We start from the raw sequence: 12667 nt of genomic DNA, 5'->3' as shown, positions 1-12667 counted from the left end.
TGGCGACGATCAGGCGGAGGCGCGGTGTCCGCCGGCGGACGAGGTGTCCGGAAGTGGACGGCCCCGGCGGCTGTCAATCCTCCTGGTGGATGACCACGCGGGCGTCGCCGATGCGCTCGACATCGCACTGCGCATCGCCGGCCACCGGCTGGAAGCCGTGCGTGGGCCCGAGGAGGCGTACTCCCGTCTTGCCACGACGCGGTTCGACGCCGTCTTGCTCGATATGAACTTCACCGCCGGCGAGTCGGACGGCGCGGAAGGCATGGCCTGCCTGGCGCGCCTCGTCACCGACGATCCCAGCGCCTGCATCGTCGTCGTCACGGCGCACAGCGCGATTCGCGTCGCCGTCGCGGCCATGCAGGCCGGCGCGCGCGACTTCGTCATGAAACCGTGGCGCAACGCCGAGCTGGTGGCAAAGATCGAGGCAGCCGTGACCCGCACCGCACGCTCGGCCATCGCGGCACCACCCGCAGCGGCCGAACCACCTGCCCGCCTGCTGGGCGAGAGCGCGCCGATGCAGCGCCTGCGCGACCTCATCCACCGGCTCGGGCCCCGCGGCGCCAGCGTGGCCATCACAGGTCCCGCCGGCAGTGGCCGCACGCTGACGGCGCACGCGCTGCACGCGGCATCGGCGGACGCCGCGGCGCCGCTGCGGCGCATCGACCTGCGTGACGAGGCCGCCTGGCCGCGGCTGGGCGATGCGGCGGGCCCGCTGCTGCTTCGCCATCCCGACCGGCTCGACGAGGTGGCGCAGGCCCGGCTGCTCGACCAGTTGCCGGCCCATGTGCGCTGCCTCAGCATCGCCGACAGCCTCGTGCCGCTGACCCCGGCCCTGCAGCGCCGGCTCGGCACCGTAGAGATCGCAGTACCACCGCTGGCGGCTCGGGGCGGCGATGCGGTGCTGCTGGCCCGCCATTTCGCAAGGCTGGCGACGGCGCGGTTCGGCCTTGCGCCGGTGCGGCTGACCGACGCGGCAGAAGCAGCGGTACAGGCCGGCACCTGGGCAGACGAGGTGCGCGGGCTGGCGCTGGCGGTCGAGCGCGCTGTGCTGCTGGCGGAGGGCGGTGAGATCACCGCTGCGTTGCTGGCGCCGCAGATCCCAGCGCCTGTCGTCGCGGTGTCGGAAGGTCGGTTCGACTTGGTCGACGCCGAACGCGCCGTCATCGCGGCGGCGCTGCGCGAGCACCGCCACAACGTCACCCAAGCCGCCGCCGCACTGGGTCTGAGCCGCGGTGCGCTGTACCGCCGCATGGCGCGTCATGGCTTCTGAGCGCCGCTGGCGCCCGATCTTTGCCGCGCTGGCCCTGGTCGGCTGCGGCGCCACGGCGGCCGCTGCCCTCCACCGGGGCTACTGGGGCCTTTTGACGGGCGCCTTGTTGGCCGCCGCCTGGCTTGTCACCTCGCAGGCCTGGCGAGCGTCGCACCGGCCCGGCGTGCCTGAGTGCGAGGCGCCGCAGCACGACGCTCTCGCCACGCGCCTGCTGCTGGACGCGGCACCCACGCCGATGCTATCCCTCCGCGGTGGCCAGGCCCGCGCGCTGAACCGCGCGGCGCGGCAGCTGTTCGCCACCGACGACCGCGTCCTGCCGCTGCCCCCGGAGCTCGCAGACCCGCAGGCTCGCCACCTGAGCCACGAGTCGCGGCGCTGGCGCATCGACCGCGTCGCGCATAGCGACGGCGTCGTGGCAGCCCTCGTCGACATCGACCACGAGGAGCGGGCCGCGGAAGCGCGCGCGAGTGCCGAGCTGGTACAGGTGCTCGGCCACGAGCTGCTCAACGGCCTGGCCCCCATCGCGTCGCTGGCGGAAAGCGCGCTGGCGGCGACCGCTCAGCCCCGGCCCGACGCCGCGATGCTCCGCGACATCCTGGCCACGCTGGCCCGCCGCGCGGACGGCCTGCAGCGCTTCGCCGAGGCTTACCGCGCGCTGGCGCGACTGCCGGACCCGGTGCTGATGCCCGTGGCGATCGGCCCGATGCTGGACGACCTGGGCCGGCTGTTCACCGCCCGCTGGCCGGGCATCGCGCTGGCCATCGAGGCCGAGGGCGACCCGCAGCTGCCGCTGGACCGTGACCAGGTCTGCCAGGCCTTGTGGGCGCTGCTGCAGAACGCAGCCGAGGCCGCCTCCGGCCATGCCCAGCCCCGCGTGACGCTGGCGGCCCGACTCGTCAACGGCGGCCTCGCGATGGACGTCGGCGACAACGGCCCGCCCATCCCGCCCGATGCGGCCACGCGCATCTTCCGCCCCTTCCACACGACCAAGCCCGACGGCACCGGCATCGGGCTCAGCCTCGCGCGCCAGGTTGCGCGTGCGCACGGGGGCTCGCTGGTGCTGAGGACCGAGGGGGTCAAGTCTTTTCGCCTGCAGCTCCCGGCCGCCGGCATCGGCGAGGCTGGCCGCAGGTCGGACGCTGCAGCCTGAGGCTGCAACGCGGCGGCAGCCGAGGCCAGTCAGCCGCGCAACGCCCGCTTCGCCGACAAGGCCATGAAGACGGCGAACACGATGACGACGATGAGGCCGCTCGTCAGCGACGAATGTTCGGCGATGAGGCCTATCAGCGGCGGCCCGGCCATCATGCCCAGGTAGCCCACGCCTGACACGGCCGCGATGCCGTGGGCCGGCGAAATGCCGGGCACCTGCGATGCGGCACTGAACAGCATGGGCACGACGTTGGACAGGCCCAGGCCTACCAGCGCAAAGCCGACCAGCCCGACGGCTGCCGACGGCACGGCCAGCACGAGGGCCATGCCCGTCGCGGCCAGCACGCCGCTGGCGCGCAGCAGCCGGCGTGGCGCCATGCGAGCGCGCACCCAGTCGCCGCCGAAGCGGCCGGCGGCCATCGCCGCACTGAAAGCCGCGTAGCCGAGGGCGGCCATGCTGGCGTCGCTGGCGCGCTCCTGCTTCATGAACAGGACGCTCCAGTCGTAGATGGCGCCCTCGGCGATCAGACCCATGGCGGCCAGCACGCCCAGCAGCAGCAGCGGGCCGCGCGGCAGGCTCAAGGGGTGCTTCTCCTCGGCATCGTGCTGGTCGGGCACCGGCAGCATCAAGCGGCTGGCGACGAGGATGATGACGGCGCTGGACGCCGTGGCCAGCAGCAGATGCGCCTGCGGCGTCAGGCCCAACATCGGCACGGCGCTGCCAAGGCTGGCACCGGCCATGCCGCCCAGGCTGAACATGCCGTGGAAACCGCTCATCAGCGGCTTGCCCGAGCGGCGTTCGATCTCGCTGGCCTCGGCGCTGAGCGATACGTCGAACAGGCTGCCGAAGGCGCCGAACATCAACATCACGACAAGCAGCGAGACGTAATGGGGCGAGGCCTCCAGGCAGGCGATCGCCGCACAATTGACGCAGCCCATGACGGTGGCGACCGCACGTGGCCCCCAGCGGCCCACGATGCGGCCGGCATAAGCCAGGGCCGTCAGCGCACCGACACCGCTGGCCAGCATGGCCAGCGCCAGCGCCTGCTCGCCCAGGCCGTAGTGCGCCTTGACGATGGGCACGTGCACGCCCCAGGTCGCGAAGATGAGGCCCATGACGAAGAACTGGGCGCGCAGCGCGTGGGAGGCACTGGCAAGGGACGGCGTGCTACCCGCGCGGCGCACCGCGTCGGCAGTTGCTGCGGGCTCGGTCACTTGGCGGCGGTCACGCGGGTGAAGAAGTCGTAGACGCCCTGGTCGCCCATGCCGCGCGCATCGGCCAGTTCACCGCCTTCGGTCGCGTACAGCAGCTTGCCTTGCGGCGACAGCACAGCCACGGCGGGGATGCCCTTCTTCAGCGGCACGCGGTAGGTCTCGGCGATGTCGACATTGCGGTCGAAGCGGCCCACGTCCACCTTGACAACCTTGAAATGCTTGGCGATCAGCGGCGCGCTGGGGCCGGTCTTGAACGTGGCGTCCAGCATGCGGCAGTCGCCGCACCAGTTCGCGCCGAACACGACGAGCACCGGCAGCCTGGCCTTCTCGGCCTCGGCCAGCGTCGCGCGGATGGCGGCCTTGGCATCGGCCCCTTCGTCGTAGATGGCGGGCGGGCCGGCATGGACGAGACCGGCTGCGGCGAGCAGGAGGGCGGGCAGGAAACGCATGGAAGTACCTTCGAGAACTGGGGGCGCGGCGGGCCGCGAAAGCGCAGGCCCGCCACCTTAACAGCCCCCGTCGTCAGCCGCTCAGGCCCCACCGCCCAGCGCGCGGTAGACGGACACGAGGTTCTGCGCGCGCAGGCTCTGCACCTGCACCAGCGCCTGCTGGGCCGCGAACAGCGAGCGCTGCGCGTCCAGCACGTCCAGCGAGCTGGCGATGCCCGCGCGGTAGCGCTCTTCGGCCAGCGCCAAGCGGCGCGCCTCGGCGTCCACCTGGGCGGACTGCGCGCTGCGCTGCTCGGCCAACAGCGTGCGGCTGGCCAGCGCGTCCGCCACGTCGCGGAAGGCGCCCTGGATGGCGCGCTCGTACTGGGCCGTCGCGATGTCGCGCTGCGCACGTGCCTGCGCGAGGTTGGCGCGGTTGCGGCCAGCGTCGAAAAGCGGCTGCACCAGCGACGGCGCAAAGCTCCACGCCGTGTTCTTGAACAGGCCGGAGAGCTGGTTGCTGGCGGTGCCAAAGCTGCCGGTCAGCGTGATGCGCGGGAAGAACGCGGCACGCGCGGCGTCGATGTTGGCATCGGCCGCGGCGAGCTGGGCTTCTGCCTGGCGCAGGTCGGGCCGGCGCGTCAGCACATCGCTGGGCACGCCGGCGGGCAGCTCGGCCAGCGGCTCGAAGTCGACCAGCTGGCCGGTCAGCGCCGGCAGGTCGGTCGGCAGCGCGGAGCCGACCAACAGCACCAGCGCGTTCTCGTCGAGCGCACGCTGGCGCTGCGTCTGCGCCAGCGCGACGCGCGCCGCCTGCAGCGCCGACTCGGCCGCTCGCAGGTCCAGCTCGCTGGCGATGCCGCCGTCGAAGCGCTGGCGCGTCAGCGACAGCGACTGCTCTCGGCTGGCCAGCGTGTCGCGCGTGATCTTCAGCAACGCCTCGTCGGCCTGCAGCGCGATGTCGGCCGTGGCGACCGAGGCGACGAGCGACACCCGCACCGCCTGCTGGTTGGCATCCGCGGCCAGCAGCTGGGCCTGCGCGGCGGCGTCCAGGCTGCGCAGGCGGCCGAACAGGTCCAGCTCGTAGGCCGAGACCTGCAGGCCCGCCTGGTAGTTGCTCGTGATGCCGCCGCTGGCGTTGGGCGTGCGCGAGCCGCTGACGCCGACGTTGACGGTGGGCCAGAGGTCGGCGTCACGCGCCGCGGCAACGGCACGGGCGTTCTCGATGCTGGCCACGGCGACGCGCAGGTCGCGGTTGTTGGCCAGCGCCAGAGGAATGAGGCGCTGCAGCCGCGCGCTCTGGAAGGCCTGGGCCCATGGCAATGCGGCAGCAGGCGTGGCGCCGGTGCCGCCCTGGGCCGGGAAGCTCGTCGCCGGCAGCGCGGCCTCGGCGGCTTGCGCTGCCGTGGGCCTCTTTGGCTCGGGGCCCGCGCAGGCCGCCAGCAGCGCCAGCGTGATCAGTGACAGCGCCGCCTTCATGCCTGGCTCCCCGATTCCTCTTCCGCCTCGTGCGCGTCGCGCCGCCGCTGGCGTTCGCTGCCAGGGAAGAACTTGCGCACGACGACGAAGAACACTGGCACGAAGAACACCGCGAGCATCGTGGCCGAGATCATGCCGCCCATGACGCCCGTGCCGATGGCGCGCTGGCTGGCCGAGCCCGCGCCGCTGGCAAGCACCAGCGGCAGCACGCCAAGGATGAACGCCAGCGACGTCATGACGATGGGACGGAAGCGCAGGTGCGCCGCCTCACGCACCGCATCGAGCACGCTGCGACCCTGGGCCTGCAGCTCCTTGGCGAACTCGATGATGAGCACCGCGTTCTTCGCCGACAGGCCGATGATGGTGATCATGCCGACCTTGAAGTAGACGTCGTTCTCCAGCCCGCGGAAGGTCGCTCCCAGCACGACGCCCAGCACGCCCAGCGGCACGACGAGCAGCACCGCCAGCGGAATGCTCCAGCTTTCGTACAGCGCCGCCAGGCACAGGAATACGGCCAGCAGCGAGAAGCCGAACAAGATGAAGGCGGTAGAGCCGGAAAGCTTCTCCTCCCGCGACTGGCCGGTCCACTCGTAGCCGAAGCCATCGGGCAGTTGGGCCGCGATCTTCTCCATCTCGGCCATGGCCGTGCCGGTGGACACGCCCTTGGCCGGCTCGCCAGCGATGCGCAGCGTCGGGTAGCCGTTGTAGCGCACGGTCTGCAGCGGACCGGTGATCCACTTGCTCGTGGCGAACGCCGACAGCGGCACCGGCTGGCCGGCGCCGTTGAGCACGTTCAGCCGCAGCAGGTCCTCCGGCTGCATGCGCGCCGGCGCGTCGGCCTGCACGATGACGCGCTGCAAGCGCCCGGCGTTGGGGAAGTCGTTCACGTAGCTGGAGCCCAGCGACGTGCCAAGCACCGCGTTGATGGAACCGACGTTGACGCCCAACGCCATCGCGCGCTCACGGTCGATGTCGAGCTGCAGCTGCGCAGCGTCCTCCAGGCCGTCGGGCCGCACAGCCGTCAACAGCGGATTCTTCGCGGCTGCGGCCAGCAACTGGTTGCGCGCGGCGAGCAGCTCGGCCCGCGTGTGGCCACTGCGGTCCTGCAGCCGGAAGGCGAAGCCGTTGGCGCGGCCCAGGTCGCGAATGGGCGGCGGGCTGGTCGGGAAGATGACGGCGTCGCGAATCTTGCCAAGCGCCGGGAACGCGCGTGCGACCAGCGCCTGCGCGGAATGCTCGGCGCCGTGGCGCTCATCCCAGGGCTTGAGCGTGACGAAGGCCAGGCCCGCATTCTGGCCCGAGCCCGAGAAGCTGAAGCCGACAATGCCCACCATGCTGTCGACCTCGGGCTGCTTGAGCATGAAAGCCTCCGTCTGCTTCATGACCTCCAGCGTGCGCGCCTGCGTGGCGCCGGGCGGCAGCTGCACGTTGACGAGAATGTTGCCCTGGTCCTCGTTGGGCACGAAGGCGGTGGGCAGCTTCTGGAACACCAGCACCGCAGCGGCGATGACGGCCGCGTAGACGATGGCCATGCGCGCGCCCCGGTGGATGAGACGCGCCACCCAGCCTTCGTAGCCCTTGGCCGTGCGGGCAAAGCCGCGGTTGAACCAGCCGAAGAAGCCGCGCTTCTCGATGTGGTGGCCGGCCTCGACCGGCTTCAGCAGCGTGGCGCAAAGCGCGGGCGTCAGCGACAGCGCGAGGAAGGCCGAGAACGCGATGGCCGACACCATCACCGCCGAGAACTGGCGGTAGATGTTGCCGATGGAACCGCTGAAGAAGGCCAGCGGCACGAACACGGAGATCAGCACCACCGTCACGCCGATGATGGCGCCGGAAATCTGACCCATGGCCTTGCGCGTAGCCTTCAGCGGCGACAGGCCCTCCTCGCTCATGACCCGCTCGACGTTCTCGACGACGACGATGGCGTCGTCAACGACGATGCCGATGACCAGCACCATGCCGAACATCGTCAGCACGTTGATCGAGAAGCCCAGGGCCAGCAGCGTCGCGAAGCTGCCCAGCAACGCGATGGGCACCACCAGCGTCGGGATCAGCGTGTAGCGGATGTTCTGCAGGAACAGGAACATCACGAGGAAAACCAGCGCGACGGCCTCCACCAGCGTCTCGACGACCTGCGAGATGGAGATGTCGATGAACAGCGAGCTGTCGTAGGGGATATTGGCCTGCACACCCGTCGGGAAGTAGGGCTGCAGTTCCTTCAGCCGCTGCTTGATGAGCTTGGCCGTCTGCAGCGCGTTGGCCGACGGCGCCAGCTGCACGCCGATACCGACCGACGGCTTGCCGTTGAGCCGCGTGGAGCGACCGGAATAGCTGTCCGCGCCAAGCTCGATGCGCGCCACGTCGCGCAGCCGCACGGTGGATCCATCGCCGTTGGCGCGCAGCACGATGGCACCAAACTGCTCGACGCTGGTGAGTTGTCCGCGCACGACGACAGTGGCCGCGATCGTCTGGCCGGGCACGTTGGGCAGGTCGCCGAGGGAGCCGGAGCTGACCTGTGCGTTCTGCGCCTGAATGGCGGCGTTCACGTCGGCCGGCGCCAGCTTGTAGCCGACGAGCTTGGCCGGGTCCAGCCAGACGCGCATCGCGCGCTCCGTGCCGAACAGCAGGGCCTGGCCCACGCCCGGCACGCGCTGGATCTCGGGCAGCACCGTGCGCGACGTGTAGTCGCCCAGCGCATAGGGATCGAACGCCGAATTGCTGCTCGACAGCATGATGAAGAGCAGGAAGTTCGGGTTGGCCTTGTCGACCTTCACGCCTTGCTGGATGACGGCCTGCGGCAGCCGCGGCTGTGCGCGGGCGTAGCGGTTCTGCACGTCCACCTGGGCCAGGTCGGGGTTGGTGGACGGGTCGTAGCTCAGCGTGATGGAGCCGGTGCCGTCAGCCTGGGCGACGGCCTCCATGTAGATGAGGCCGGGCGAGCCGTTCATCTCGCGCTCGATGACGCTGATGACCGAGTCCTCCAGCGTCTGCGCGGAGGCGCCCGGGTAGGTGACCGACAGCACGATGGACGGCGGCGCCACGGGCGGGTACTGCGCGATCGGCAGCTGCGTGACCGCCACGCCGCCGAGCACCGTGATGAACAGGGCGATGACCCAAGCGAAGATGGGTCGGTTGATGAAGAACTGCGCCATGTCGGTTCAGCCCCTCAGCGCGACGCGGCAGAAGCGGGCGCCGACGCGGCCGGTGTCGAGGCGCCGGGCGACCAGGGCACCGCGCGGGCCTTGCCACCGGCCTTGGTCTTCTGCAGGCCGTCGACGACGACCTTGTCGCCGGCCTTCAGGCCATCGACCACCAGCGCCTTGCCGTTTTGCGCAGGGCCCAGCTTGACCGGTCGGGCGCTGACGCTGCCGTCGTCGGTCACCACGAGCACGCTGTCGCCCGTTGCGCCGTGCGCCACCGACTGCTGCGGCAGTGACACGGCACCGTCGACCTCGGCCTGCGCCAGTCGCACGCGCACATACAAGCCCGGCAACAGTTGGCCCTGCGGGTTCGGCAGCTCGGCGCGCAGCGTGATCTGGCCGGTGCTGGCGTCCACGCTGAGGTCCGAGAACAGCAGCTTGCCCGGCTGCGGGTAGACGCTGCCGTCCTCCAGCAGCACCTGCACCTTGGCGGCCTCCGGGCCGGCGGCGCGCTGCAGCCGGCCTTCGGCCAGCGCCTGGCGCAGCCGCATAACCTCGGCGGCAGACTGCGTGAAGTTCACGTAGAGCTTGTCGACCTGCTGCACGACGGCCAGCGGTGTGGCCTCGCCCTGCCCCACCAGCGCGCCTTCGGTGACGAGCGCGCGGCCAATGCGGCCGGCGATGGGCGACGTCACGCTGGCATAGCCGAGGTTGATCTGCGCCGTCTGCACGGCGGCCTTGCCCGCGGCCACGTCGGCCTTGGCCTGCAGCGCGGCGGCTTGCGCGTTCAGCGCCTCCTGCTGGCTGACGGCCTGGCTCTTGGCCAGTGGCGCATAGCGGTCGGCCAGCGCCTGGGCCTGCACGAGGTTGGCCTCGGCACGGGCCAGCTGGGCTTGGGCAGTGGCCAGCGTCGCGCGGTAGGGCGCAGCGTCGATCTCGAACAGCGGCTGGCCGGCCTTCACGTCGCTGCCCTCGGTGAACAGGCGGCGTTGCAGGATGCCAGCAGCGCGGGCGCGCACCTGCGCCACGCGGAAGGCCTCCAGCCGGCCCGGCAGCTCGGTGGCGAGGTCGGCACGGCCGGGACTGACGGTGATGACACCCACTTCGGGCGGCGGCGGTGCAGGGGGTGCCGTCTTGCCGTCACCGCCACCGCACGCACTCAACAACGCCGTAAGCGCGGACGCGCCCATGGCGATCCGCGCCATCCCATTCCATGCCGCCATGCTGCTGGCCCTTTCGACGAATCCACGGCCGGCCGCTGACGCCGGCAAAGCCGCAGACTTTAGCGACTAGGCGTGACGATCGTCGGTGAACGAACGCAAAGCCCCCAGGCGCGCGGCCTTCACGGCGGCGCCGATGGCTGGCCCCTGCGCCCCGCGAGCGATGGCTTCGGCGCTGACGGCGGCCAGGTCCACGGCCAGCGTGGCGCGCAGGTTGGCCAGCAGCCGCTCGCGCTGCGGGTAGGCGCGCTGCTCAAAACCCAGCCGTCCGTGGGCGTCGCATTCGCAGGCCCACAGCAGCTCGGCAAAGCGTTCGGGCCGGCGCCAGGCGTCGCAGCGCTCCAGCAGCCGTAGCCGCGCCTCGGCGCCAAAGCCTTCGCTCTGGTGCACGTTCGTGTGCTCGCGGGCGACGAGCCCGGCGAGCTCGCGGCAGTCCGTCGGCACCTTCCAGCGCGCGCTGACCTGCGCCGCCAGTTTTTCGCTGCGCGCTTCGTGGGCGATGTGGCGAGGCAGCTCTTCCTTGCGCGTCGTGCCCTTGCCGAGGTCGTGGCACAGGCAGGCATAGCGCACGGTCAGCGGCGCGCTCGTCGCGGCACATTGGTCCAGCACCATCAGCAGGTGCACGCCGGTGTCGATCTCCGGGTGGTGGGCCTCGGGCTGCGGCACGCCGAACAGCGCGTCGACCTCGGGCAGCAGTTTGTGCAGCGCATGGGCATCGCGCAGCACCTCAAACATGCGTGACGGCTTCTTCTCCATGAGGCCGCGCGACAGTTCCTGCCAGACGCGCTCGGGCACCAGTGCATCTACCTCACCGGCGTCGACCATTGCGCGCATCAGCGCGACGGTTTCCGGCGCGACGGTGAAGTGGGAGAAGCGCGCGGCGAAGCGGGCCAGGCGCAGGATGCGCACCGGGTCTTCGGCAAACGCGGGGGACACGTGACGCAGCACGCAGTCACGGAGGTCGCGCTGCCCCTGGTAGGGGTCGATAACCGCCCCTTGCGCGTCCTCGGCCATTGCGTTGATGGTGAGGTCTCGGCGGGCCAGGTCCTGCTCCAGCGTGACGTCGGGCGCCGCATGGAAGGCGAAGCCGTGGTAGCCGGCGGCCGTCTTGCGCTCGGTGCGGGCCAGGGCAACTTCTTCGCGCGTGTCGGGGTGCAGGAAGACGGGGAAGTCCTTGCCAACGGGAAGGTAACCGGCGGCGAGCAGGTCCTGCGGTGACGCACCGACGACGACCCAGTCCCGGTCCTGGACCGGGAGACCGAGGAGGCGGTCGCGGACGGCGCCGCCGACAAGGTAGGTCTGGAACGCGGACATGATTTGAATTTTGCGGACTTTGGGGGTTGCTGCTTCGGCGACATGAGCCTCATCGCAGCATTGCGGGGAGTCCCGCCCGGCGCCGGTGCGGACTGCCGGCAGCCACCGCAACGAGTCGCCCCTGCCCGCCCAAGACCACTCGACGACGAAAGCTGAGAGCCGAGAGCCGGAAACGGCTTCAGCCCCTCACCTCCCCCTGCCCCAACACCACCCACTTCATAGAAGTGAGCCCCTCCAACCCCACCGGCCCCCGCGCATGGAACTTGTCCGTGGAGATGCCGATCTCGGCCCCCAGCCCGTACTCGAACCCATCCGCGAACCGCGTGCTCGCATTGACCATCACGCTCGCCGAGTCCACTTCGCGCAGAAACCTCATCGCATGAACATGGTGTGTCGTCAGGATCGCATCCGTGTGATGCGAACCATAGCGGTTGATGTGTGCGATCGCCTCGTCCAACGAATCCACCACCTTGATGCTGATGACCGGCGCGAGGTACTCGGTGGACCAGTCCTCCTCCGTCGCCGGCACCGCCGCAGGCAGCAGCGCGCAAGTGCGGCCGCAACCGCGCATCTCCACGCCCTTGGCGACGAAGACCTCGGCGATCAGCGGCAGGAAGGCCTTGGCCTGCGCCGCATGCACCAGCAGCGACTCGGTCGCGTTGCAGGGGCTGTACTTCCGCGTCTTCGCGTTGTCCACCACCTTCACGGCGAGCGACAGGTCCACGAACTCGTCTACATAGCTGTGGCAGTTGCCGTCCAGGTGCTTGATGACGGGTACGCGGGCCTCGGCCGAGATGCGCTCGATCAGGCCCTTGCCACCGCGCGGAATGATCACGTCCACCCACTGTGGCGCGCTGATGAGCAGGCCCACCGCCGCCCGGTCCGTCGTGTTGATGAGCTGCACGGCCGCGCGCGGCAGGCCGGCTTCTTCGAGCGACGCGGACACCAGCTCGGCCAGCGCCAGGTTGGAGTGGATCGCCTCCGAACCGCCGCGCAAGATGCAGGCGTTGCCGCTCTTGATGGCCAGCGACGCGGCCTCGATTGTCACGTTCGGGCGGCTCTCGTAGATCATGCCGAACACGCCCAGCGGCACGCGCATCTGGCCGACGCTGATGCCGCTCGGGCGGCGCTTCACGCCGGTGATCTCACCGATCGGGTCGGGCATCGCGGCGATCTGCTCGCAGCCTTCGGCCACCGTCGCCAGCGTCTTCGCATCGAGCTTGAGGCGGTCGCGCAGCGGGCCGCTCAGCTCGGCGGCGCCGGCGAGGTCACGGGCATTGGCCTCAGCCAATGCAGGGCCGGCCTCGCGCAGACGGCGGGCCAGTGCCAGCAGCGCGGTGTTCTTGGCGGCCGTCGAGGCGGCGGCCATCTGCGTGGCGGCAGCGCGGGCGGCGCGGCCGAGGTCGTCCATGTAGGCGGTCAAGCTCATTAACCGATTGTCCCAAAGGCCGG

General features: G+C 70.8%; 9 protein-coding genes. 2 read left to right on the top strand and 7 right to left on the bottom strand.

What is annotated here, in order from left to right; translation table 11 throughout:
- Window positions 1-85 precede the first annotated feature (85 nt).
- Window positions 86-1270, top strand: a complete 1185-nt coding sequence (locus LXT13_RS06060) for a sigma-54-dependent transcriptional regulator (RefSeq protein WP_233370813.1) — start codon at window positions 86-88, stop codon at window positions 1268-1270.
- A complete protein-coding gene (locus LXT13_RS06055) occupies window positions 1260-2420 on the top strand; it encodes a sensor histidine kinase (protein ID WP_233370802.1) in 1161 nt (386 codons plus the stop codon). The genes LXT13_RS06060 and LXT13_RS06055 overlap by 11 nt, the downstream gene beginning before the upstream one ends.
- Window positions 2421-2449: 29 nt before the next feature.
- Here LXT13_RS06055 and LXT13_RS06050 read toward each other — a convergent pair whose 3' ends face one another.
- The 7 genes from LXT13_RS06050 to LXT13_RS06020 all read right to left on the bottom strand — a co-directional run bounded on the left by LXT13_RS06050 (window position 2450) and on the right by LXT13_RS06020 (window position 12644).
- A complete protein-coding gene (locus tag LXT13_RS06050) occupies window positions 2450-3634 on the bottom strand; it encodes an MFS transporter (RefSeq protein WP_233370801.1) in 1185 nt (394 codons plus the stop codon).
- Window positions 3631-4083, bottom strand: coding sequence for a thioredoxin family protein (locus LXT13_RS06045; RefSeq protein ID WP_233370800.1), 453 nt, complete (start codon window positions 4081-4083; stop codon window positions 3631-3633). The genes LXT13_RS06050 and LXT13_RS06045 overlap by 4 nt, the downstream gene beginning before the upstream one ends.
- A gap of 81 nt (window positions 4084-4164) precedes the next feature.
- Window positions 4165-5541, bottom strand: a complete 1377-nt coding sequence (locus LXT13_RS06040; RefSeq protein ID WP_233370798.1) for an efflux transporter outer membrane subunit — start codon at window positions 5539-5541, stop codon at window positions 4165-4167.
- Window positions 5538-8693, bottom strand: a complete 3156-nt coding sequence (locus tag LXT13_RS06035) for an efflux RND transporter permease subunit (protein ID WP_233370796.1) — start codon at window positions 8691-8693, stop codon at window positions 5538-5540. The genes LXT13_RS06040 and LXT13_RS06035 overlap by 4 nt, the downstream gene beginning before the upstream one ends.
- Before the next feature lie 14 nt (window positions 8694-8707).
- On the bottom strand, window positions 8708-9886 hold the full coding sequence (locus LXT13_RS06030) for an efflux RND transporter periplasmic adaptor subunit (protein ID WP_233370794.1): 1179 nt from the start codon (window positions 9884-9886) through the stop codon (window positions 8708-8710).
- Between the two features lie 84 nt (window positions 9887-9970).
- Window positions 9971-11215: a multifunctional CCA addition/repair protein gene (locus LXT13_RS06025; RefSeq protein ID WP_233370793.1), complete on the bottom strand. Its 1245-nt coding sequence runs from the start codon at window positions 11213-11215 to the stop codon at window positions 9971-9973.
- A gap of 178 nt (window positions 11216-11393) precedes the next feature.
- Window positions 11394-12644: a glutamate-5-semialdehyde dehydrogenase gene (locus LXT13_RS06020; RefSeq protein ID WP_233370791.1), complete on the bottom strand. Its 1251-nt coding sequence runs from the start codon at window positions 12642-12644 to the stop codon at window positions 11394-11396.
- Window positions 12645-12667 lie beyond the last annotated feature (23 nt).

Origin of the sequence: Pelomonas cellulosilytica (genome assembly GCF_021353265.1) — a bacterium.
Classification (GTDB): Bacteria; Pseudomonadota; Gammaproteobacteria; order Burkholderiales; family Burkholderiaceae_C; genus Pelomonas; species Pelomonas cellulosilytica.
The sequence above is the reverse complement of the archived record's forward strand: the minus strand, read 5'-3'. Positions and strand labels throughout refer to the sequence as shown.

What these genes read in the sequence shown, in the direction of transcription:
- LXT13_RS06020 (WP_233370791.1), bottom strand. Translation starts at nt 12,644, where the DNA reads ATGAGCTTGACCGCCTACATGGACGACCTCGGCCGCGCCGCCCGCGCT.
- LXT13_RS06035 (WP_233370796.1), bottom strand. Translation starts at nt 8,693, where the DNA reads ATGGCGCAGTTCTTCATCAACCGACCCATCTTCGCTTGGGTCATCGCC.
- LXT13_RS06055 (WP_233370802.1), top strand. Translation starts at nt 1,260, where the DNA reads ATGGCTTCTGAGCGCCGCTGGCGCCCGATCTTTGCCGCGCTGGCCCTG.
- LXT13_RS06025 (WP_233370793.1), bottom strand. Translation starts at nt 11,215, where the DNA reads ATGTCCGCGTTCCAGACCTACCTTGTCGGCGGCGCCGTCCGCGACCGC.
- LXT13_RS06030 (WP_233370794.1), bottom strand. Translation starts at nt 9,886, where the DNA reads ATGGCGCGGATCGCCATGGGCGCGTCCGCGCTTACGGCGTTGTTGAGT.
- LXT13_RS06045 (WP_233370800.1), bottom strand. Translation starts at nt 4,083, where the DNA reads ATGCGTTTCCTGCCCGCCCTCCTGCTCGCCGCAGCCGGTCTCGTCCAT.
- LXT13_RS06040 (WP_233370798.1), bottom strand. Translation starts at nt 5,541, where the DNA reads ATGAAGGCGGCGCTGTCACTGATCACGCTGGCGCTGCTGGCGGCCTGC.